The 22398-nt window shown below is 40.5% G+C and carries 22 protein-coding genes; 4 read left to right on the top strand and 18 right to left on the bottom strand.

Annotated features, from left to right (window positions below; translation table 11 throughout):
• Positions 1 to 93: 93 nt before the first annotated feature.
• From AC6JAD_RS01300 to AC6JAD_RS01290, 3 genes are read right to left on the bottom strand one after another with little or no spacing between them, the layout of a single operon-like run.
• Positions 94 to 1077: an MlaD family protein gene (locus AC6JAD_RS01300; protein ID WP_461304228.1), complete on the bottom strand. Its 984-nt coding sequence runs from the start codon at positions 1075 to 1077 to the stop codon at positions 94 to 96.
• 3 nt (positions 1078 to 1080) lie between these two features.
• A complete protein-coding gene (locus tag AC6JAD_RS01295) occupies positions 1081 to 1833 on the bottom strand; it encodes an ABC transporter ATP-binding protein (protein WP_461304227.1) in 753 nt (250 codons plus the stop codon).
• A gap of 1 nt (position 1834) precedes the next feature.
• Positions 1835 to 2617, bottom strand: a complete 783-nt coding sequence (locus AC6JAD_RS01290; RefSeq protein WP_461304226.1) for an MlaE family ABC transporter permease — start codon at positions 2615 to 2617, stop codon at positions 1835 to 1837.
• A gap of 172 nt (positions 2618 to 2789) precedes the next feature.
• On the opposite strand from AC6JAD_RS01290, the gene AC6JAD_RS01285 reads away from it, so the two are divergent.
• A complete protein-coding gene (locus tag AC6JAD_RS01285; protein WP_461304225.1) occupies positions 2790 to 3452 on the top strand; it encodes an SGNH/GDSL hydrolase family protein in 663 nt (220 codons plus the stop codon).
• Here the strand turns inward: AC6JAD_RS01285 and AC6JAD_RS01280 are convergent.
• The 10 genes from AC6JAD_RS01280 to AC6JAD_RS01235 are packed head-to-tail and all read right to left on the bottom strand — an operon-like array spanning position 3442 to position 12625.
• On the bottom strand, positions 3442 to 4125 hold the full coding sequence (locus AC6JAD_RS01280) for an SDR family NAD(P)-dependent oxidoreductase (protein WP_461304224.1): 684 nt from the start codon (positions 4123 to 4125) through the stop codon (positions 3442 to 3444). The two genes, AC6JAD_RS01285 and AC6JAD_RS01280, sit on opposite strands and share 11 nt — an antisense overlap.
• Positions 4126 to 4130: 5 nt before the next feature.
• Positions 4131 to 4406 (bottom strand): TIGR03643 family protein, encoded by a 276-nt coding sequence (locus AC6JAD_RS01275; protein ID WP_461304223.1) that lies wholly within the window; start codon positions 4404 to 4406, stop codon positions 4131 to 4133.
• Between the two features lie 5 nt (positions 4407 to 4411).
• Entirely contained in the window at positions 4412 to 4822 is a 411-nt protein-coding gene (locus AC6JAD_RS01270) for a hypothetical protein (protein WP_461304222.1), read from the bottom strand.
• Positions 4819 to 6309 carry a cryptochrome/deoxyribodipyrimidine photo-lyase family protein gene (locus tag AC6JAD_RS01265; RefSeq protein WP_461304221.1) on the bottom strand — a complete coding sequence of 497 codons (1491 nt, stop codon included), beginning with the start codon at positions 6307 to 6309 and terminating at the stop codon, positions 4819 to 4821. Before AC6JAD_RS01265 ends, AC6JAD_RS01270 begins: the two co-directional genes overlap by 4 nt.
• Positions 6302 to 7789 carry a cryptochrome/photolyase family protein gene (locus AC6JAD_RS01260; protein WP_461304220.1) on the bottom strand — a complete coding sequence of 496 codons (1488 nt, stop codon included), beginning with the start codon at positions 7787 to 7789 and terminating at the stop codon, positions 6302 to 6304. The genes AC6JAD_RS01265 and AC6JAD_RS01260 overlap by 8 nt, the downstream gene beginning before the upstream one ends.
• Positions 7790 to 7791: 2 nt before the next feature.
• Positions 7792 to 9102: a DASH family cryptochrome gene (locus AC6JAD_RS01255; RefSeq protein ID WP_461304219.1), complete on the bottom strand. Its 1311-nt coding sequence runs from the start codon at positions 9100 to 9102 to the stop codon at positions 7792 to 7794.
• Positions 9072 to 9212 (bottom strand): DUF2256 domain-containing protein, encoded by a 141-nt coding sequence (locus AC6JAD_RS01250; protein ID WP_461304218.1) that lies wholly within the window; start codon positions 9210 to 9212, stop codon positions 9072 to 9074. Before AC6JAD_RS01250 ends, AC6JAD_RS01255 begins: the two co-directional genes overlap by 31 nt.
• Positions 9213 to 9214: 2 nt before the next feature.
• Positions 9215 to 10636, bottom strand: a complete 1422-nt coding sequence (locus AC6JAD_RS01245) for an SDR family oxidoreductase (protein WP_461304217.1) — start codon at positions 10634 to 10636, stop codon at positions 9215 to 9217.
• A 13-nt stretch (positions 10637 to 10649) separates the two neighbouring features.
• Positions 10650 to 11969, bottom strand: coding sequence for an ABC1 kinase family protein (locus AC6JAD_RS01240; RefSeq protein WP_461304216.1), 1320 nt, complete (start codon positions 11967 to 11969; stop codon positions 10650 to 10652).
• Complete coding sequence (locus AC6JAD_RS01235) at positions 11966 to 12625, bottom strand: TetR/AcrR family transcriptional regulator (RefSeq protein WP_461304215.1); 660 nt, start codon at positions 12623 to 12625, stop codon at positions 11966 to 11968. The genes AC6JAD_RS01240 and AC6JAD_RS01235 overlap by 4 nt, the downstream gene beginning before the upstream one ends.
• 302 nt (positions 12626 to 12927) lie before the next feature.
• Between AC6JAD_RS01235 and AC6JAD_RS01230 the strand changes: the two genes are divergently transcribed.
• Positions 12928 to 13440: an adenine phosphoribosyltransferase gene (locus AC6JAD_RS01230; protein ID WP_461304345.1), complete on the top strand. Its 513-nt coding sequence runs from the start codon at positions 12928 to 12930 to the stop codon at positions 13438 to 13440.
• On the opposite strand, the gene AC6JAD_RS01225 is transcribed toward AC6JAD_RS01230, so the two are convergent.
• The 5 genes from AC6JAD_RS01225 to AC6JAD_RS01205 form a co-directional block, all read right to left on the bottom strand.
• On the bottom strand, positions 13437 to 13589 hold the full coding sequence (locus tag AC6JAD_RS01225; protein WP_461304214.1) for an SsrA-binding protein: 153 nt from the start codon (positions 13587 to 13589) through the stop codon (positions 13437 to 13439). The two genes, AC6JAD_RS01230 and AC6JAD_RS01225, sit on opposite strands and share 4 nt — an antisense overlap.
• A gap of 61 nt (positions 13590 to 13650) precedes the next feature.
• A complete protein-coding gene (locus AC6JAD_RS01220) occupies positions 13651 to 15750 on the bottom strand; it encodes a M56 family metallopeptidase (RefSeq protein ID WP_461304213.1) in 2100 nt (699 codons plus the stop codon).
• A 1-nt stretch (position 15751) separates the two neighbouring features.
• Positions 15752 to 16108, bottom strand: a complete 357-nt coding sequence (locus tag AC6JAD_RS01215) for a BlaI/MecI/CopY family transcriptional regulator (protein ID WP_461304212.1) — start codon at positions 16106 to 16108, stop codon at positions 15752 to 15754.
• Between the two features lie 10 nt (positions 16109 to 16118).
• Positions 16119 to 17114: a hypothetical protein gene (locus AC6JAD_RS01210; RefSeq protein ID WP_461304211.1), complete on the bottom strand. Its 996-nt coding sequence runs from the start codon at positions 17112 to 17114 to the stop codon at positions 16119 to 16121.
• Between the two features lies 1 nt (position 17115).
• Entirely contained in the window at positions 17116 to 18558 is a 1443-nt protein-coding gene (locus tag AC6JAD_RS01205) for a serine hydrolase domain-containing protein (RefSeq protein WP_461304210.1), read from the bottom strand.
• A 183-nt stretch (positions 18559 to 18741) separates the two neighbouring features.
• Between AC6JAD_RS01205 and AC6JAD_RS01200 the strand changes: the two genes are divergently transcribed.
• A complete protein-coding gene (locus tag AC6JAD_RS01200; protein ID WP_461304209.1) occupies positions 18742 to 19719 on the top strand; it encodes a calcium/sodium antiporter in 978 nt (325 codons plus the stop codon).
• 200 nt (positions 19720 to 19919) lie between these two features.
• Complete coding sequence (locus AC6JAD_RS01195) at positions 19920 to 22106, top strand: glutamine synthetase III family protein (RefSeq protein WP_497865876.1); 2187 nt, start codon at positions 19920 to 19922, stop codon at positions 22104 to 22106.
• Positions 22107 to 22398: the final 292 nt, after the last annotated feature.

Raw genomic sequence — 22398 nt, 5'->3', positions numbered from 1 at the left:
CAGCAAATGAAAATACAAGCAATAACCATAATCCACAAGGACTTTGGCAAAGGTTTTAGAAATGTCCTCTGTTAGATTAAAAACATCCTCCTATTACCCATCGGATTTGTTTCGCTTTTCCTTACGCTCTTTTTTCCTGAAGTACCGTCGGAACAAAAAATTATCCCGTAAGGCTTCCATATTCTCGTTAAACCTTTGCGTACTCTCTTTAATATGGATAAGCGTGGTATCGATTTGGCGCACTGCGCTGGTATCTGTTGTTAAATAGGACAATACACCATTTCCATTTTCAATGGTGCCCATAATGCTATCCAAACTTGCACCAACTTCATTAAAGCGTTCCCCAAGTGTTTCAAAATGGGTGAGGGTCTTTTTTATTTTGTCCCCTTCGATACTATCCGTAAGCATGAGGCCCATCGCACTGTTGTCCATATCAATGGAGCCGACCTTTGCCTGTAAATCTTCAATCATTGCAGAGGTGCTCACACTAGCTATGCGTAATTGCTTGATGCTCACTTTGAGATCTTGAGCGAGGCTCTCATCCCTTATAAGCATGGCAAGTGCACCATCACCTTCTAGGATTTCTGTTGTTATTTTCAATAAATCGGCAGTGAGCAATGCAGCATTTTCATTGGTGACATTTAAGGTGGTGAGCATATCATCGGTACCAATACGGCTATAGCTTCTTATAGTATCTCCTTTGGTTAAGGGCAAAGAGGTACCTTCCCTTGGAATGATATTGATAATCATGTTACCCACCAATCCGTCAGAACCAATAGTTGCCACGGCGTTCTTCTTTATGTATTTCGTCTGTTCTTCCCTCAATAGCATTTTGACCATAATGAGGGTATCCGACTTGATTTGAATGGCGTTGACCGTTCCCATGTCAATTCCAGAATACCTTACATTATTACCCACTTGCAGCCCATTTACATTGCTGAACATGGCGTATATATCAATATTCTTAGTAAACAAGTGTTGTCGGTTCCCGATGAAATACAAGGCAGAAATTAACAACAGGGTGCCTAGCACAACAAAGACTCCTAATTTTACTATTTGCGATCTTTTTTTCTTCATGACTTACTGTTTAAAAAAGGCTTTCACCTTAGGGTCTTTTGAGGTTATGAGCTCAGCGTAGGATCCTTCTATATAATTGATGCCATCTATGAGCAATATGATTCTATTAGAGATAACCCGGGCACAATCCACATCATGTGTAATAATCAATGAGGAGGTATTGTATTTGGATTGAATGGTTCTCATGAGTTGGATTATTTCCTTTGCAGTTATAGGATCCAACCCAGTTGTGGGTTCATCGTATAAAATAATTTTAGGTTTTAAAATGAGGGCCCTTGCCAAAGCGACACGTCTCTTCATGCCCCCAGAAAGTTCTGCGGGCATAAGGTCTATTGCATGGGCTAGCCCAACATTTTCTAGGGCTTCTATAATAAGTTCTTCGGTGCTTTGAACAAACTTCAATTTCTTTTTGTGCCTTCGTAATGGAAATTCTAGATTTTCCCGTACGGTCATGGAGTCATAAAGGGCACTCCCCTGAAATAAAAAGCCTATTTCTGTTCTTAGTAGGTCAAGTTCTACCTGTCCAAGGGAGGTAATACTTTTGTTTTTAATATGAATAGAACCAGAATCCGCTTGCATGAGCCCTACCAGGCATTTGATCATAACGGATTTTCCGGACCCAGATTTACCCATTACCACCAAATTTTCACCTTCGTTCAAAACAAGGTCGAAACCCTTGAGCACATGATTGTCATTAAAGCTTTTTTTCAAGTTTTTGATTTGGAGAACGGGCGCTATGTAGTCCATATGTTCCATATTAAATCTCAAAAAAGATATCCGAAATGAATACTGCGATGAAGTCTACTACGAATAATAGCATGGAAGCATAAACGACCGCAGAATTGGAGGCTTCCCCCACGCCAAGTGTCCCTTTTTTGCAATGATACCCTTTGTAGCAACCTACCAATCCAATAACAAAACCAAAGAAAAAGGATTTTATGGTTGCTGGAACAATGTCGCTAAAAGAAAGCGCATCAAATACTTTGTTGAAGTAAAGGAGATAAGACACACCACCTTTCAAATTTTCCACAAGGGCTGAGCCCAAAAGGGCAATGGCATCGCCAAAGATAATGAGCAAGGGAATCATAAGGGTGGTGGCTGTAATTCTGGTGATGACCAAATATTTAAATGGATTGGTTCCCGAAACTTCCATGGCGTCAATTTGTTCGGTTACCTTCATGGAACCAAGTTCGGCTCCTATTCCAGAGCCTATTTTTCCGGCACAAATTAAGGCTGTAATTACGGGACCTATTTCCCGAACAATGGAAATACTAACCATGGAGGGCATCCAAGACTCGGCACCAAACTCCATAAGGGTTGGCCTGGATTGCAAAGTAAAGACCAGTCCTAGAATAAAACCTGTTACCCCCACAAGTAAGAGTGATCTATAGCCAATAATATAGCATTGATTTAAAAGTTCACGAAACTCATAAGGACGGATAAAAACTTCCCGGAAGTACCTTCCAGCAAATAGGGACATGTCCCCCAATTCGAAGAAGAAGTCCGATACTTTTTTGGAAATAGTTGCTTTTTGCCCCATGTAGTTCAATTACTTAGTCAAATGTAACGGGAAGGACCTAGATGGGAAATGACGGAAATCAGTTAGTGTAGCATCAGGGAATCTTTACAGCTTATATCATAAATCATAGCGCTCCTATCATTTTGTCCTGAAGTGTACCCCATTTTACTATTTTTCAGAAATTGATCCCAAGATGATGAACCTTTTAAAAGTTGTATGCGTGTTATTCGCTTTGGCTTCATGCAATAGCGACGAATCCCAAGATCGTTCCACTGGCAGCACTATGGGAGGGGGAACTGGTAATACCTCGCAGGTGTATGATTTCTCGGTATTGTTTATTGGAAATAGCTTAACCTATTCCAATTCCTTGCCATTATTGGTAGCAGAGGAGGCCAGGGACCTTGGTGTGAATATACAGACACGTACCGTTGCCTTGCCTAATTACGCTTTAATAGATCATTGGAATGATGGGATGATTCAGTCCTTGATAGCAACGGGGGATTATGATTTTGTAGTCATTCAACAGGGACCTTCCTCTCAATCGTATGGTCGCTCCGTACTCATAGATTATGGAGCACGGATAAAGGAACTGTGTGATACCAGCGGAGCACAACTGGCCTTTTTTATGGTGTGGCCCTCTTTAACTTATTACGATACATTTCCTGGCGTGATTCAAAATTACTCCGATGCGGCCAACCTTTCAGGATCACTATTATGTCCTGTGGGAACCCAATGGAAGGCTTACCAAGACAATTCGGGTGATTTCAGTTACTATGGCCCCGACGGTTTTCACCCCTCTCAAGAAGGCAGTCGTTTCGCTGCCTATGTCATTGCTGACACCTTATTTAGATTTTAAAGGAAACAATCCCGCAGTCCAATTCAAAGATTTGCCCCGACATAGAGCTACTCTTTTCTGAGAGTAGGAAGCTTGTCATATGAGCGACCTCTTCCGGATTCAAATACTTCTTTAAAGGATGGCGTTCGACCATTTTTTCTTTCATAGAATCGTTTCGTAGGATCTTTTCTGCCAAAGTAGTATCGGTAACAGTAGGTGCAATGGCATTGATCCGGACAGTAGGTGCTAGTTCCGCTCCCAAGGATTTCACCAATCCTTCCACACCAGATTTTGCCGTTGCGATGCTTGCATGAAATGGCATTCCCAACTTCGAAGCTACCGTGCTGAAAAGCACAATAGAAGAGTTGTTGCCACTTTTAAGTGCTTTTAAATAAAACTGAATGCACTTTACAGCACCTAACACATTAACCTGAAAATCGGAAGTGAAATCTTCGATGCTAAGTCGAGAAATGGGTTTTAAATTGATGCTTCCCGGACAGTATACGAGTCCATCTAATTTCTCTATTACGGGTAAATCGTCATTCAAAACATCCAATCCATGATGCTCTAGGTTGGGATGGGATATTTCCGGCTCGGTTCTACTTATGTTTATAATTTGATGATCATCTAGAAGCTGGTGGAGCAATGCATTGCCAATTCCTTTACTTCCGCCGACGATGAGTACTTTTTTCATAGTGTTTATTTTCTTTTTGAAATTTTATTGTGGGTAATCTGTTTTTGTCGTGAGCATTTGAAACGGCCTTTTTCGAAATCCCTTTTCTTCGTATGTTTGGTTTTTCTGCCTTGAACCCGCGCACGCCATAATCTGAAACTACTGGGTTTCATTTCCCTTCTCATCAATTTGATAACCTCTTCTTCCTTAAGTCCGAACTGAAGGGTAATGGCATCGAACGGGGTTCTATCTTCCCAGGCCATTTCAATAATTCGATCAATATTTCTTTCTGTAAGTTCCATAGGTATTACCCCTGATTGAATTCAAGTTTTAGAGTCATTAGTTTATCAATGAATCGTTTGTTTTCCTTGTAGGTTACATTGCCCTTGAAACGGATGAAATCCCCGTTAGCATGAAAGCTTATTCCATTGGTTTTGAATACTACTAATTTGTAATAAGGAATGGCCCAAGTGAAGTTTTTAAGACCCTTGGCAATGTGTATTAAAATGCCGTTAGGTCTCAGTTCAATATTTCCATAATTAATGTCGGCCACAGTATTCAAATAGGGTGTAAAGCTGGAGCTCACTTCCTCAATGATCATTCGTTTGGACCCTGTGCCGCCAATTTTTATCGATTGCCACAGGGTGTAGGCTTTTCCCATTAGCTGGTCGATGATTTCTTTGTCCTCATCATTTCTATGTGTGGTGTTAAAGATCATTCTTCGTTTTTTAGCATTCTATTCCTATCGGCAATCGTATGTTTTTTCAATATTCTTTTGCTTTCTATACGAACGTCTGGATGTTTCTTCATCTCCCAAAGGATATCGCTCGCACGCTTACGGGTATCTTTAATATCCACAATGGGAAGGGGATAATCCCTCCCGAGATGGAAATCATAAAACTGTTGTTCTAATTGGGTCATGGCGAAGGGCTCATGTACAAACTGTAAATCTAAATGGGCTAGTTCGGGCACCCATTTCTTTATGAACAAACCGTCTGGGTCATGATCCTTGGCATTTTTTATGGGGTTGTAGATCCGCAAATTATTAATACCGGTTTCCCCAGCCTGCATTTGTATTTGCGGAAAGTGAATCCCAGGTTCAAAATCAAGAAACTGCTGTGAGAGATGCCGCGTCGCATCCTGCCAGGGTTGCCAAAGAATATGGGTGAAAAATGAAACTAAAAGTGCCCGCATTCTAAAGTTGAGGTAGCCCGTTGTATTCAGGCATCTCATGCTGGCATCGACCAAAGGAAACCCAGTTTGCCCTTCCCGCCAAGCTTTTTGATATTGGACCGAAATTTGTTTCTTCAACTTGTGATATCCTTTGTTAACACTTGCCTTTTCCATGGTATGCTCCATCTCAAACTTTTGGATGAAATGAGCCTGCCAGCGCAATCTAGATAGGAATGCACCTAAATGACGTTTTTGAGAAGACTTCCGCTTTAATAATAGCCCTTGTTGAAATACCTCACGAACCGATAAATTACCCCAAGCCAAGTAGGGCGATAGACGGCTACAGCTTCGCCTTGAGGCTTCGGGTCGTGAAATATGATACATGTATTCATTGTGCCTTTCCCTAAAAAAGGAACGGGCATATTTTAAACCTTGGGTGGTGCCTCCTTTTTGAAATGGCGAATTATGGGGTGTTTCCATAGGAGGAATAGAGAAATGAGACGCTATGGCTTTTATTTCATCATTGTTTATGAGTTGATCGGCTGTTGGATTGAAATTAATTACAGGCTGAGCCATGAATTCATTCCACCGCTCAAACCATAAATGTCGATCCTTTAATCCGCGGACTACCCCGTTGTTCTTATTTTCATGCCATTCTATGCCATTATTCCTACAATATCTGGAGAACTTCTTATCTCGTTGGTAGGTCACTAATAATCCGGTTTCAATATGAGAGTATACCTGAGATACCTTGAAAAGATCTTGTAAACGATTGAAAAAACTAATAACATCACCCCTCACTACCAACACTTTTGAGTTATAGGTGCTTAAGGCAGTATTTATGTCTGCTAAGGACTCTTTAATGAAATTCCAATGACGCGCACTGTAGTGCGGATCCCTCAATAGCCAATTTTCGAAAATGTAAAGAAGCAAAACTCGATTTCCAGATTTTAGGGCATTGGCAAGGGCTTCGTTATCCTGCAATCGAAGATCTCTTTTTAGCCAGACTACAGATATCGTCTCCTTACTCATGCATATTTAGTTTTTGCAAGAAAGATTCTGCGGTTACGAAATGCTGTTCCCGTTTGGTAACATCCATCTTGTCTAAGGTTCTAATAAGCATTCCGAGTCGCGGATTGCTTTGAAAGAATTCCCGATGTTTATCCATAAAATTCCAAAAGAGCCCATCCCAAATAATCTGCCATTCCCCTTTCGGGTAATCGCTCATTTTCATGATATAATTACTACTGCTTATATATGGCTTGGTCGACATGAGTCCGCCATCAGCATAAAGGCTCATTCCATATACATTGGGAACCATCACCCAGTCATAGGCATCTATGAATAGTTCCATAAACCATTGGTATACCTCATTGGGGTCGAATTCGCACAGTACCATGAAATTTCCTAATACCATAAGGCGCTCTATATGATGAGCGTAACCAGTTCTCATTATTTTTTTAATGGTATTATCAATAGGTGTTATACCGGTATCTCCCGAGTAAAAGGATGCGGGTATTTTTCTCGAAAACCCCCAGAAGTTTCGGTTCCGTTCTTCGGTTCCCTTTACCTCATAGACGCCTCGTATAAACTCTCTCCAACCCAATATTTGCCGTACAAAGCCTTCTGTGGAATTTATGGGTATATCATGATCTTTTGCAAACTGGGTTGCTTCATTAATTACGGTCATTGGGGGTAATAAACCTACATTAATAAGTGGTGACAACAAACTGTGATTTAGTATGCTTTCTGAGGCCACTATGGCATCTTCGTAGAGGCCAAAGTTGAGAAACCGCTTTTCCAAAAATTGTTGGAGCCAAGCTTTGGCTTCTTGAAAAGTCACAGGATAGTTTATTGTAGAATCCAAGGAGCCATAGTGATTTTGAAAGTACTTCTGGACATATTCTTCGGCCTCATCACGGTAGGCATTTTTATCTGGTAATTGAACTGGGGGAGGAACCTTATCCTTAGGGTATTTTTTACGGTTTTCAATGTCGTAGCTCCATCTATCGCCTTCAGGTATTCCATTAGACATCAAGATATTGCGTGTTTTTCGTTGCTCTTTGTAAAATGAAGTTTGAAAGAACTTCTTCTTGTTGAGTTTGAAAAAAGTGGACAGCTCTTCCTTTGTGTTTATAAAAAGTGGATTTTCAAACCATCGAACATCAATCTTGTCTTCAAAAAGGCGTATTCGTTTTTCTAGCCAGTTATCTGTTGGATCGATAATATTGAGTTTTTTGGCACCCAACGAGATAAGGTGCGGAATTAAGTTCCGAATATCCGAGGTATCCTCAATGGAAGAAATATAATTAACCTTATGGCCTATCCTGTCCAAATAATCTGCATAGGCCTTCATTGTGGCCCTATGAAATAAAATCTTTTGTTTATGAAATTTATATTGCCTGAAAAACAGGGATTCCTCTACCAGAAAAACCGGTACTCCTTGTTCGACCGATGGGTGGTTTTCAAACAATTGATGAGGAAAAAGTATGGTAATAACGTTATACTTCATGCTTAGAAAAGAACTGGTTGTAACCATAATCTTTGATATGTCCCTTTAGCATCATAGCGTTCCGCTTGCAGTGCAACATTAAATACCCGATCCCTGGGGTCGTTCCCTACACCAGCCGTGTACATCCAGTTTCCGTAGTTGCTGTGTACATCATAATCTATGAGAAGGCTTTCAAAATAGGCCGCTCCAATTCGCCAATCGAGATTTAATGTTTTTGAGAAGTAGGAAGCAACATTCTGCCTGCCTCGGTTGCTCATCCACCCTGTTTCCTTTAGTTCGATCATGTTTGCATTTACAAAAGGTTCTGGTGTTGTTCCATGGATCCAATTCTCAATTTTTGTGGGATCAACATCCCAGGGATATGTTCTGCCCAGAATACCCTGTAGACAGAAAATGGATGCGCCGTGCTTTAAGGATATGTATTTGAAAAAGTCACGCCAGATGAGCTCGAAAATTAGCCAGTAGGTAGATTGATTGGCAAAGAATCCCTTTTCGAATTCCTTTACTTTCCAGTAAATGGTTCGGGCCGAAATACATCCATTGGCTAACCATGGGGAGAATTTGGAACTGTAATCCGGCCCTATTAAACCATTTCTTGTTTTTTTATACACCCCAAGACGCTTGGTCTCAAAGAAGTAGTTTTCCAACCTTTTAAGTGCTTGGTGTTCTCCTCCTTCAAAAGGAAATGCAGCATGGGGGTGCGATTCAAAGTTTTTATACCCCAATGCTTGCAATGTGGGTATTTTCGATTGAAAAGGGATTCGGTTGGTGATTGGTTTCTTTGTAATGAAAACCTCAGGTCTAATCTCAGCTTCATTTTCCAATTTTTTCCGAAAGGCGGTAAAAACCCTTGGGATTTCATTTATACCTAATGGAATATCCTCTGGATGAAATAAAAACTGGTTATAGATTTCATGAACACTAATATTTTCAGGAAGCATTTCCCGCACCCCTTGCAGTTCTTCAACTTCTTCGGATGTCCATTCTTTTTGAAGGTAAATGGCATTTACCTGATGTTTTTCACATAGTTCTGGGAGTATTGTCTCTGGTACACCCTTATCAACAACTAAGTCGATGTTTAAGGCTTCCAATTGTTGTTTCAAGCGGGCAACGGATTGTAAAATGAACCTTGCCCTGAATTTCCCGATTTTACGAAATCCAAATTGGGTTCCATTGTATAGTAAATCGGAGAAACAATATACGCCTATTACATTTTCATGTGTCTCACAAGCCTGTTGCAGGACGTCGTTGTCATGAACCCGTAGATCATTCCTGAACCAAACTAAAGCCGTACTTTTTTTTCTTTGCTGCATCGTTTACTACAATACTTTACTTGTTCCCAATCCCGCTCCCATTTTTTACGCCAAGCAAAAGGACGTTTGCATACAGGACAGGTTTTGGTAGGGAGTTGCTGTTTTTTCAATTTCAGTTTTTAGCAACCAGCGCATTGATCATCCCCTTAAAAACAAAGGCGTGGAATGGAAGTACTAGATACCAGTACAACCTTCCCCACACCCCTTTGGGACGAAAAATAGCTCGTTGATATAATCGATCTTTTGCAATTTTGAATTCTAACCAAGCCTCGCCCGGTAATTTCATTTCTGCAAAAAGTAATAGTCGTTTCTCATCTTTGTCGGCAAGTAAAACCCTCCAGAAATCCAGTGGATCGCCTGGCTCCAAATAGGACTCATGGGTTCGCCCCCTTCGCAGTCCAACGCCACCAAATAATTTATCTATATATCCACGGATTTTCCATAGTCCATTAAAACTATACCATCCATTTTTTCCTCCAATTTGCCAGATTTTATTCAAGGTGTAGGATTCATCCAATATTTTTCTGGATCGTACATCTTTGAAACAACCATAACTGGGTACTTCTATGTATTTAGAAAGTTGATCTTGGAATACACCGCTGCTAACTGCATCCTTCCAACTGGAAACGACGGCATTCTGGCCTATTTTCTGGAAAGCCAATGTCACTGCTTCCTTGTATTTCATAGGTTTTATACCGATGATATCGTTTATGTTGCTTGGGGTTCCTATTACTTCTACTTTCATGCTATCTACTAAGGCAGAAGCCAATGGAAATGAGGTGGAAGTCACGAAGTATAGCCAATAGGAAGATAGTTTTGGGGTCAAAACCGGTAAGGTGAGGATATAGCGCTTTAAACCACGAACTTCCGCAAATTGTAAAAGCATTTCTTTGTAGGATAGAATTTCAGGACCCGAAATATCAAAAGATTTATCATATAACTCTTTTTTGCCAATCGCAGCAGATAAATAGGTGAGGACATCCCTAATGGCAATAGGCTGGGTTCGGGTATGCAACCATTTTGGGGTTACCATCACCGGAAGTTTTTCTACGATGTCCCTTATAATTTCAAATGAGGCACTGCCACTCCCTACAATGATACCAGCCCTAAACGTTGTGAGGGCATAGGTGGTTCCTTTTAGTATCTGCTCTACTTGAAGACGGGATCTAAGGTGTTTTGAAAGTGAATGGTCGTTTACAATTCCGCTTAAATAAATGACTTGTTGGCATTGGGTGTTTTCGATAAGGTTTTTAAAGTTCTTTGCACAGGTGCCCTCTAAGCTTTCAAAATCCTTGCGCGAAGTAGACATAGAATGAATGAGATAGTAGGCGGCATCAATTTCTTTTGGAAAGCGGACATCGCCCGGGGACAAAAAATCCACTTTTAGAAAGGTAACCGACGGGTGATTTTCTATCTCATCGGGAATCCGATTTAAGTCCCTGACGCAACATACGATCTCATGTCCTGCATCCAATAGTTTTAGCGCCAATCTTTTTGCGATATAACCTGTGGTGCCTGTGATAAGAATTCTCATGTCGCTGTTTCGTTTATGCCAATACCAACTCTTTAAAATTGTTAATTTTAGTATCCTTGGCCTTCAGATCGAACATTAGGTTATAAAGTCCGAAGAAGGTTCTGTTTATGTAAATGAAATGCTTGGAGCCTCGATTGCCATTCATTTTACGCAATTCGGTGCTCTTACTGTACTTTTCCCCTAATTCTGCGATTCGTCCGAAAAAATGTGCGTCCGAAAAATCGAAAATTTCTGTATGAAAAGGCTGTGTGAATAGACTTAACATTTCGTGAAACATGTCTGAGAAAAAGGAAATCTCTTCTGGAGAATCTTCTGGTTTCAATATCTCAAGTTCATAGAGTTTTTCTCGGAATAGTACTGGATTGGTAATACTTTCTTTTTTGGCCAATTCGAAGTAGGGTACGTAAAAATCTTCTGGGACTTCTTTCATACATCCAAAATCCAGCACAATCAGTTCTCCATCTTCAGAGATCAAGAAATTACCCGGATGTGGGTCTGCATGCACTTTCTTTAAATGATGCATTTGATACATGTAGAAATCCCAAAGTGCCTGCCCGAGTTTTTGCGAGATGTCTGCATCGGTATTGTGCGCCACAAATTCGGAAAGGTGTTCTCCTTTCATGTAGTCCATGGTAATGATGCGTTCTGAAGACAGCCCTTCATAATACGAAGGGAATTTAAGGTTTGGAATATGCCGACAGGCCTCTGCAATGGCTTTACTTTGTTCGATTTCCAATATGTAGTTGGTTTCCTCAATGAGCTTATTTTCCACTTCCTTGAAATACTTGTCCGAGTCCTTGCCCTTTATATTGAACATTTTAATGGCTATGGGTTTTACCATGGCTAAATCGGAAGCAATGCTTTGCGCCACCCCTGGATACTGAATCTTAACTGCTAAGGTTTTACCATCTTTTTCGGCTTTATGGACTTGCCCAATACTTGCGGCATTTACCGATTGGGAATTGAAGGAGTCGAAAATTTCGTTAGGATGTTTTCCAAAGTATTTCCTGAAGGTTTTAATAACGAGGGCAGGGGAGAGTGGAGGCACCGAGAATTGTGCCAACGAGAATTTTTCTACATAAGCTTGCGGCAATATACTTTTCTCCATGCTCAGCATTTGCGCGACCTTAAGTGCACTTCCCTTCAATTGTTTCAACCCGTCGTAAATATCTTCAGCATTGTTTTGGTTAAGACGCTCTTTGGCTTCTTCAGGGGAATTCACAAGCTTGTCGCCGTAGTACTTCAGGTAGTTTACACCGACCTTTGCGCCCGTTTGCACAAGTTTACCCGCTCTCTGAATTTTGGATGTAGGAATAGAATCTAGTGTTTTCATGAGGCGAAGGGAGTTTTTTCCTTGAGTAAGAACTTACCAAAGTCCAGCACACTTTTTAATGGTGTGGTATCTAAAATGTCTAAGCCTGCATTGATGGATTTTTCAATGAAAATATCTGTTTTTTCGAAGGATGGAGAGGTGTCGTCCAGCCAAAATTTTACAGTGAGCAATAGCTGTGTCCATGCCGATTCCTTGACGGATCGGGATTGAATTCTGTGTAATGTTTCCTGTTTAATGGAAGGAAGTCCGAAGTCAAGCTCGCTCACATATTCCATGTAGGATTTCCGGAGGCTGGATAGGGTTTCCATTGACTTTAATGCTTTGTTGTTTCCTTGTAATGCAAATACCACGTAACTTCTATTGGCTGTCAATAATTCGAAAAACGTAAAATGAAAGCTCAATAGTTTATTCCTTGTGTCGTAGTCTGCATACTCCTTGCTTTTCTGTAGGGTCTTCACGGTATTATCGAAAAATGCTTGGAAGATACCCTTTTCCAGAGCCTTGAAGCTTCCGAAGTGTTTGTAGAATTCTGCTTCGTCAAATCCCCCTTCTTTTGCAAAGGAAAATACCGATGTTGAGGCTGTTCCATGTTCAAGGACATGTTCCATATACATTGAGATGAGGGTTTCTGATGTGATTTTTTTCTTTTGTGCCATAACGCTGATTTCTGATGTAAAGATACAAAATGTTTAACCTTTATAAGTAAACATTAAACAAATATTAGCATTTGGAATTTGCTACCCCCAATAAGGTGGTATTGAAATTATTTCCTACCTTAGGACTATGGGAGTAGGAGCTTTAGTTTTTTGGAGTTTATTATTATGTTTCGCCATTGGCTTTTTTGCCATTGTAATGGAGCGGGATTAATCATATAACTCAGAGTATCCTTTATTAGTGGGCAATCTGTATAGCGAACTATATATTGCCGACTGTTTTTTATTGCCTAAATTGAACTATGATAGACCTAGAAGATTATATCAGGATTATACCCGATTTCCCAAAGCCCGGAGTTGTTTTTAAGGATATAACCCCATTATTGGGAAATGTGGAAGCCAGTACAGCATGTCTTGAACAGTTGGTGGCCTTAACCAATGGAAGGACCATAGATAAAGTGGTTGGGGTAGAGTCCAGGGGTTTCTTTTTTGGAATGCTATTGGCCCAACGATTGGGAGCAGGATTTGTGCCAGTGCGAAAGCCCGGTAAGCTTCCCGGGGCAACCCTTAAAGAACCCTATGAATTGGAATACGGTTGGGACGTGCTCGAAATTCATGAGGATGCCATAAGCAAGGGTGACAAGATCCTAATTCATGACGATGTATTGGCTACTGGCGGCACTGCAAAAGCAACCTGCAAGTTAGTAGAAAAACTAGGTGGGGATATCGTGCAATGTAATTTTGTAATGGAGCTGAATTTTCTGGACGGAAAAGACCGGCTAAAAAAATATGAAGTGGCCTCTGTACTTCAGTACTAATCCAACGAATTTTTAGTAACCCACAATCGATAGCCAAACAGCGCCAATTGAAGTTTACTGGCCTTGGCCAAATCTACACCGCGTTTGGTAAAACTGGGTAATACTGCTTTGTTGATTCTTGCCAAAAGTTTGAAGAAGTGTTGTTTCATATTCAAAAATACAAAATAAAAACCCCCGCATTTGCGAGGGTCCTATTTTTGAGAATTGAGTTTAGTACTCTATGATGACGTCTTCTATGGCTTTTTCGGTATCCGATCGTATAGAAGTCTGTGAACGCCCTTTACTGTCCTTTACATTGATTTTTATAGAGGTGATTTCTCCCCGGGAATTCCTCTTTACTTTTTTATAGGATAAACTCACACCCTTGGCTTTCAAATTACTCTTCATTTCTTCTAATTGGGCATCGGAGGTATTTTTTGTGATGATGACGAAATTGTCATGATCTCCATTTACATATGCATACTCCCTTTCGGCCACCCTAGCGAGACTCTCTGATTTTTCCATCATCTCCGCACGTCGTTCTTCTACTTCCCTGGATCGTTCCCTCATATGTTCCCTTAACTCAATTTCCCTTTCTTCCATTTCTTCCCTGCGCTCTTGCATTTCCTCATTTCGAACACGCATTTCGACATTGCGATCTGCTAACCTTTGCTCCCTTTCCTTCATTCGGTTCTTTAGCTGTGATTCCCTCTCTGCCAAACGCTCTAATTTACGCTCCTCAACTTCGGCTAAACGAGCTTTCATTCGTTCTTCCCTGCGCAATCTGTGAGCTTCCGAATAAAACCCGGTTTCACCATCATCGAGCATGTAGAATTCAAATTCTTCAATAGCCGTGTCATCGTCTTCTGTAATGCTGTAAGATCCATTCCTTTTGTTTCCGGAATAACTCATGTTAATAGAGGTGATCTCACCCCTGCCATTTCGAACTGTCGTATAGCTGAGGTCGATTCCATGCTCTTTTCTAAGCTCGTCTTTCATGCGTCTAAGTTCCTCATCGGTGCTGTTTTTGTGTATCCTGTATCGGAACTGGGCAACTTTAGAAGCGGTTGCTGCTGAATTGTGCGTTGGCCCATGGCTTAGATTTCCTTCTAATACAACGACACCTTGATTTCCTTTGGCACCATATATCTCTACCGCTTCCTTGGGGTAAAAGACTTGCAGTTTTCCTTCTATGGCGATTTCATTGTCCTCCGGGAATTCCTTTTTTCTTATTTCCTTACCATTAAGGATGTAAAGTGGGTTGTCGCCCAATTCGGTACTGCTTAATGGAGTCCTTTTTTCGGAAATGATTTCAGTTTCCTGATTTGTTGAGGATTCCGAAGCAAGGACAGGTTCCGTTTCCGGACTTGCCAAAACCATTGTTTCAGGCTCTTCCGAAGTAGTTTCGCGTTCCTCTAAGGTTTCCGTTTCTTGAATTTCAGGCTCTTGGTATTCTATTACTTCTTTTACCTGAAAACTCCAGAGAAATAGTGCCAATAATGGCAAAATGATGATTGCCTTTAGTGCATTTCGCTTTTTTGAATGCTGCTTGTTTAACATAACGATTCGTTTTTTGATGAATGATTGATAAAATTGAATGGTTAGCGAAGGTGCCGCCCATGCAGACGATGCCTTCACCATTGTTAGTTGGTATTGTGTTTTGGATGATACGCGATTCACGGTTTTACCATCGGCAATGAATTCTAGGTTTTCCTCCATGCTTCTTCGGTAAAACCAGGAAAAAGGATTGGCCCATTGTAATACTTGAATCAGATTTCCCAATAATATATCTAGCGAATGCCATTGGGACACATGTACTTTTTCGTGCTGTAAGATCATTTCCAATTCTTCTTGGGTGTGTAAAGAAGGATTGTAAACAATGTATCTAAAGAAAGAGAAAGGAGAAACAGTGTCTTCTACCATTACAAAACGATATTTCCCTTTCTTTTCGATAGGATAGGACCGAATGAGTTTAAATAGACTTGCGCATTGAATAATAAGTCGAGTAAGGAGTACAACAATACCCAATAGATAAATGCTAGTTAGGATCAAGGTCCAATCAATGCCTTGCTCTAAAGGTACGACAGCCGTAGTATTGGATGTCATGGGAATGATGTCACTGGGTAAGGAGGTCCTTTCAAACACGGGAGCTTCCAAATATACGGTTTGGGTAATTTCTATGAAGGGGAAGAATAGGGCTACCAGTATACCGATGAGGAAGAAATGCCTTTTCGCTTCAAAGAGAGTATCTTTTCTTAAAAGCAACACATATACCAAGTAAAACATGGATAGTATGGTTGCCGATTGCCATAAATGATTTAAAAACTCCATGTTATTTCTTTTTTTCGATGATTTCTAAAATTTCACGTAACTCGTCTGCGCTAATTTTTTCTTCCTTAGCGAAGAAGGACACCATGCTTTTGTAGCTATTGTTGAAGTAGCGCTGAGAAGCAATATTCATAAACTTCTTGGCGTAGGACTCCTTACTTACGATGGGGTAGTACTGATGGGTTTTTCCAAAGGCATTGTAAGAAACAAACCCTTTTTCTTCCAAGTTTCTAACAATGGTAGAAATGGTGTTGTAATGGTTTTCACCTTCCAGGCGTTCAATAATTTCCTTTACGAATGCTTTATCCAGTGCCCAAAGCGCTTGCATTACTTCTTCCTCTTTGTTTGTAAGTCGTTCCATGTGTCTCGTTTTATTCAAAATATGATAAGTTCATTCCATTTTGTGTATAGGTTTCCTTCCAATTGGAGTTGAAATGGTCCAGTACCACACCTTCCACCATTCCAAGGGAATATACAACGGTTCGCTTCTGGTCTGATAGCTCCCAATCTATAACCCGCTGTAATTGATTAGTAAGGAAAGTTACTCTAAGTTCATTGAATGGAACATAATCTTTAAGCTTTTTTAACTCATTGCTAGGTGAATAGTTCACCAATGCATTGAGATATTGCAATTCTGTATACCTAGCAATTCCTTCTTTCCAAAGCTGAAAGGACCAATACTTGCGATCATTTTTAGAAATGTAATTCATGAAGCGTTTCTTTTCCCTTATATATTGATCATAATGGGTGTTGCCCTGTGCTTGGTCAAGGTTTTGGTAGCAGGTCAAAAGTGCTTGTCTATATGCTTGGTAGTTTTTGTTTGCTTTTGGATCGTCATAGGGGAAAGGGAAATTTAATTGCCACATCCCAGTTTCATCACCATTGGAAAGGTTCAAGCCGTTTACTGCGTCATAATGCTGAGGGGTTTTTGCCTGAAATTGATGAAAGTTTTCATGAAGCAATGTAAGAATCCACCGGCTCGTGGATGCACTCTGCGTATTTTCTGGAATTCCAATGACCACACAATTAAGACCGTTTACGGCAGGAAAAGTGGCTTCAAAATTCAAAGGGAAGGTAGTCTCCCTATACAATATGTCAGATCCGGTGATTGGATCATGTTCCAATAATGTAAAATCATTGCTAGGGTAGGGGTGATTAAAAAGGTACTCATAGGTTTCGGTTACCAGGATAATCGCAAAAGGCACCTCGCTAATTCCTTTCCAAATCGATTCCCCGATGGAATTGCGGATTTCAATAGCTTCCCGAATCCTTATTTTATCTTCCATACGCACCTTAGGGGTCGCTAAGAGTTGCGTAGCAAATAGAATAGCGATGAGAATGGTTATGTGGGTTGCGTACTTTTTCATTTTACCTATTTTCTTCCACTTTAATACCATCTAGCTTAATGTCACCCTCGTCTGTTTCCAAAAAGGTAAGGATGAATAGCAAAGATTCTTGGGGCGTTGTTACTTCAGAAATGATTTGATCGTCTTCAACGGCAATCGATACAAGCTTTCCATTATCCATTCTCTTTTTGAATTTTTCGAAGTATTTAATGTGTGTGTCCATGGGAGCGGCATTCAAAAATTCTTCGGAGGCATTCCCCTCCAGTAGTGTTTCCCAAATTTCTGGTTTGCCATCCCGAATGGCCAAAAAGGTATCCATGACAAAATCATCTATCTGCGAGTCTTCCAATTCCTCTTTCATTTCGGAAGGTAATAGCGGATTGAAATCCTCTACCAATAGCAATCCGGCTATTTGCATAGCAACCCGTTCGGTGTGCGCCGAACTCCTATTGGACATGAGGATAATGGTTATGTCTTCAGAAAGATATCTCAGGAAGTCTGCAAAAAAGACCCCGTTACCTCCGTTATGGGTAATGAGCTGGGTGTTTCTTGGGGTGGGGAAAATGGCCCAGCCGTAGCCGTAATGTGATCTACCCTCGTCATCTTCCTTAATGTGGGGGTAGTAGTATTTTTCCTTGGCAGATGAGTCCAGTACTTCATCTGTTAATAAGATAGTATGCCATTTATAAAGATCTTCAACGGTAGATAGGATGCCTCCATTTCCTTTAAGATGAAGATAGGGAACGTTGCCATCCCAATTTTGTTCGTTGGGTTTTCCCAAGGCATGTTCGCCGTGATAACCTGTCGCAATATTCTGGGAATTCCAATCCGGTTTAGAATATCCAGTGTGTCCCATACCTGCCGGTCGAAATAATTGCGCAGAGAGATACTCCTCGTAGCTTTGACCAGAAACTTTCTCAATAATCAAGGATAAAAGGCTGTACCCTGCGTTGGAGTAGTAATATTTGGTCCCGGGTTTATGGAGCAGGTCACTTTCAAAAACCTGATTCTTAAATTCTGATTCCGAAATGGCATCGTAATCATTACCTATGCCATCTATTAGGCCCGAGGAATGTGTAAGTAACTGATGTACCGTAATGTCCTTTTTGTCATCCGGAACATTGTCAAAATAGGAAGACAGGGTATTTTTCACACTTAATTTGCCCTGCATTTCCAATTTAAGAATACCTGCGGCTGTAAACTGTTTGGTGATGGAACCCATGTCATAAACGGTTTCCGCTGTGTTTGCTATGCCTGCTTCAGAATTGTTCATTCCATATCCGTTTGAGAAGACGTCTCCTTTATAATTAACTAAGATGGAACCAGAAAAGCCCTCTAATGTTATTTCTTGCATATATGCCGATACCTTGTCCATATGGGTTGGGGAAACTTGAGAAAGTTCTTTGTTTGTTTCCTTGCAGGAGAAGGTGATTGTCGCTATCAATAGGAGTAATGGCTTGTACATATAACTAATGATTTGATTGATGATAGACAAACTTAAAACTATTTTTATAGTTATACAACTAATTTTGTAGTTAAATAACTAATAATGTAGTTTGTTATTGTGTGCTTGTTGAAAAAATATTGAAAATCTCAGGGTAGTTGCTTTATGGTATACCTATATATAATAGTATATTCGTGCCAGTTTATGAGTGTACTGTATATACTATTGGGACTTACCTTATTGGTGGTAGGAGGGGAATTTCTGGTAAGGGCATCTGTGGCCCTTTCTTTTAAATTGAATCTTTCCAGAATGGTTATTGGCCTTACTGTGGTATCCTTCGCCACATCGGCTCCGGAATTATTGGTAAGTGTTCAGGCTGCTATGGATGGATATTCATCCATTTCGCTGGGTAATGTCATTGGCAGCAATATTGCAAATATTGGTCTGGTACTTGGTATAACAGCGGTTATTACGCCTTTGGCTATCGATAAGGATTTCTACAAGTTTAATTGGCCGGTCATGATGCTGCTTTCTGTAGCGCTTTATATTTTATTGAACAACGACAAGCAGATTGATGCAATTGAGGGGTTTGGGCTACTGGTGGCACTTTTTATCTATTTATGGATACTGATCACCCGTGCAAGACGATCTAAAAATGAGGAAAGTTCTGAAGAGGTAGATGGTGCATTGGCCAAAGTGTCTGGTGTAAAGATCTTCTTGTGGCTGGTTATTGGTGGCTTGGCATTATGGGGTGGAAGCGAGTTGCTGGTGAAGGGGGCAGTAGATTTAGCAAAGACGATGGGAGTGAGTGAAGGGGTTATTGCTGTAACCATGATTGCAGTGGGAACTAGTGTGCCCGAATTGGCTGCTTCGGTAATTGCTGCACTTAAAAAGGAAAAGGCCCTTTCTTTGGGGAACCTTATTGGGTCCAATATTTTCAACATTGCCTCTGTATTGGGAATTACGGCCATTATTCAACCCATTTCCATGTTAAACGATGCTGGTGTGCTCTCCGAAGATGGTGCCAAGGTACTCTCTCATGATATCTTTTGGATGCTGGGTTTTGCCGCTGTACTTATTCCTTTAGCATTCCTCCCCAAAAGTTTCAGTATAGGTAAATATAAAGGACTGGTTATTGTCGTTGCCTATGCCATCTTTATCAGTTTGGCATTTATAAATTAATTGTTTCTTCTACAGTATCAATTTTCAATTAATTTTTCATTATTCTCAAAAAACAGGGGGTTGTCAACATAAAAATTACATTTTTTGATAACTTAACTATAAAAAAATAGGGGGTGTGTACTCAAAAATCATATTTTTGCCCCATAAAATTGATAATTCTGAAATATTTCAGGATTCAACCCTTAAAAAGTACATAGAAAATGTCCACATTAAGATTTCAAGCAATCAAGGAGAGTCAAAACAGACCTTTGGTTGAGGTAAAGGAAGCCGAAAGAAGATCGGCAATTTTTGGTCAAAATGTATTCAATGAAGCAGCAATGCGACAATACATAACCAAAGAATCCTTTAACAGTGTTATGGACGCTGTTGAAAACGGATCTAAAATTAGTAGAACGGTAGCAGATCAGATTTCTACCGGAATGAAAGAATGGGCCATAGCCAAAGGGGCTACCCATTATACGCACTGGTTTCAACCCTTAACAGGTTCTACTGCAGAAAAGCATGATGCGTTCTTTGAAACCACAAGTGGAGGTGGAGCCCTAGAAAAATTTGGAGGGGGACAGTTGGTGCAACAGGAACCGGATGCTTCCTCGTTTCCTAATGGTGGAATTCGGAATACCTTCGAGGCTCGTGGTTATACAGCTTGGGACCCGACATCTCCGGCATTCATTTATGGAACCACACTATGTATTCCTACCGTATTTGTGGCATACACAGGTGAAGCATTAGATAATAAGACACCTTTATTACGCGCATTACAAGAAGTTGACCAGGCCGCCACAGCTGTTGCGAAGTATTTCGATAAGAATGTGACCAAAGTGAATCCAACACTAGGCTGGGAACAGGAATATTTCCTTATAGATAGTGCATTGGCAAACTCGAGACCTGATATTGCATTAGCAGGAAGAACACTTTTAGGGCATTCTTCGGCCAAGGGGCAACAATTAGACGACCATTATTTTGGATCTATCCCTACACGTGTCCTTAACTATATGAGGGATTTGGAAAATGAGTGCATGCTTTTGGGTATTCCGGTGAAGACTAGGCACAATGAGGTAGCACCAAATCAGTTTGAGCTGGCGCCCATTTTTGAAGAAGCAAACCTTGCTGTTGACCACAACTCCTTATTAATGGATGTGATGAGCAAAGTAGGGGATCGTCACAGCTTTAAAGTATTGTTGCACGAAAAACCATTTGCTGGTATTAATGGTAGTGGAAAGCACAATAACTGGTCACTAGCTACCAATACCGGGGTAAACCTTTTGAGCCCAGGTAGTACCCCAATGAAGAATTTACAATTTCTTACGTTCTTCATTAATACCATAAAGGCAGTAAATGAATATGAAGAGTTACTGCGCTCGGCCATTGCCAGTGCGAGCAACGATCACCGTTTGGGGGCCAATGAAGCACCTCCGGCAATCATTTCAGTTTTTATAGGATCGCAGCTTACAGCCGTATTGGATGAGCTGGAAAAATTGAAAAACGGAAAGTTGTCACCAGAAGATAAAACGGACCTAAAGCTTAATGTGGTAGGAAAGATTCCTGAAATCCTATTGGACAATACAGATCGTAACAGAACGTCACCTTTTGCATTTACCGGAAACAAATTTGAGTTTAGGGCAGTGGGATCTACAGCCAACTGCGCAAAACCAATGACCGTTCTTAATGCGATCATGGCCAAACAACTTATTGAGTTCAAAGCTGAAGTAGATTCCTTGATCAAGGACAAGGGTATGAAAAAGGATGATGCGATCTTCAATATACTTAAGGTATATATTAAGGACTCTAAACGTATCCGTTTCGAAGGGGATGGATATGGTGAAGCCTGGGAGAAGGAAGCTGCGAAGAGAAAATTGAGCAATAACAAAACAACCCCACAGGCGTTGAAGGCTCAGGTTTCTAAAAAAACCATCGCTTTATACGAAGGACTAGGAATTATGAGCAAGGTCGAAATCGAGGCTCGCCATGAGATCGAGGTCGAAGAGTATGCTATGCGTATTCAGATTGAAGGTCGCATATTGGGTGATATTGCCAGAAACCATGTAATCCCAACCGGAATTCATTATCAGAACATCCTTATTGAAAACGTACAAGGGTTAAAGGATATTTATGGTAAGGACTTTAGGAAGTATGCCAATGAACAAATGGAACTTATCGAAGGCATAAGCGGACATATCGCTAAAATAAACAAGGGAATTACCGATATGATCAGTGAACGAAAGAAGGCCAACAAATTAGATGATGCCGAAAAACGTGCATTTGCCTATTGCGACAAAGTGAAACCCTATTTTGATGAAATAAGATACCACTGTGATAAATTGGAACTATTGGTAGATGATGAGATCTGGCCATTGACCAAATACAGGGAACTATTGTTCACACATTAATAATTGCAAACCAGTCATTGATGAAACCCCGCAAGTATTTGCGGGGTTTTTATTTTAAATACACCTGTAGGAAATTACATCGAAAGGTATCCACGTTTAATGGGCTAAATGGGGTATGATCCTTTTATATGCTTCATTTTCAAGTGAAAACAGTTGATTTGGTCAATTGTAAGAAAACTACATTAATTTTAACAAAAAATTAACATTTGGTCAATTTGATGCTTTTTATACCATTGGCCGATTTTTTAATGTTCGTTGTCTAACAACCAAATTTTCATTAACAAGTAAATTC

The organism is Aureisphaera sp. (assembly GCF_059726885.1).
Note: the sequence above shows the minus strand (reverse complement) of the source record. Positions and strands in the feature narration are given on the sequence as shown.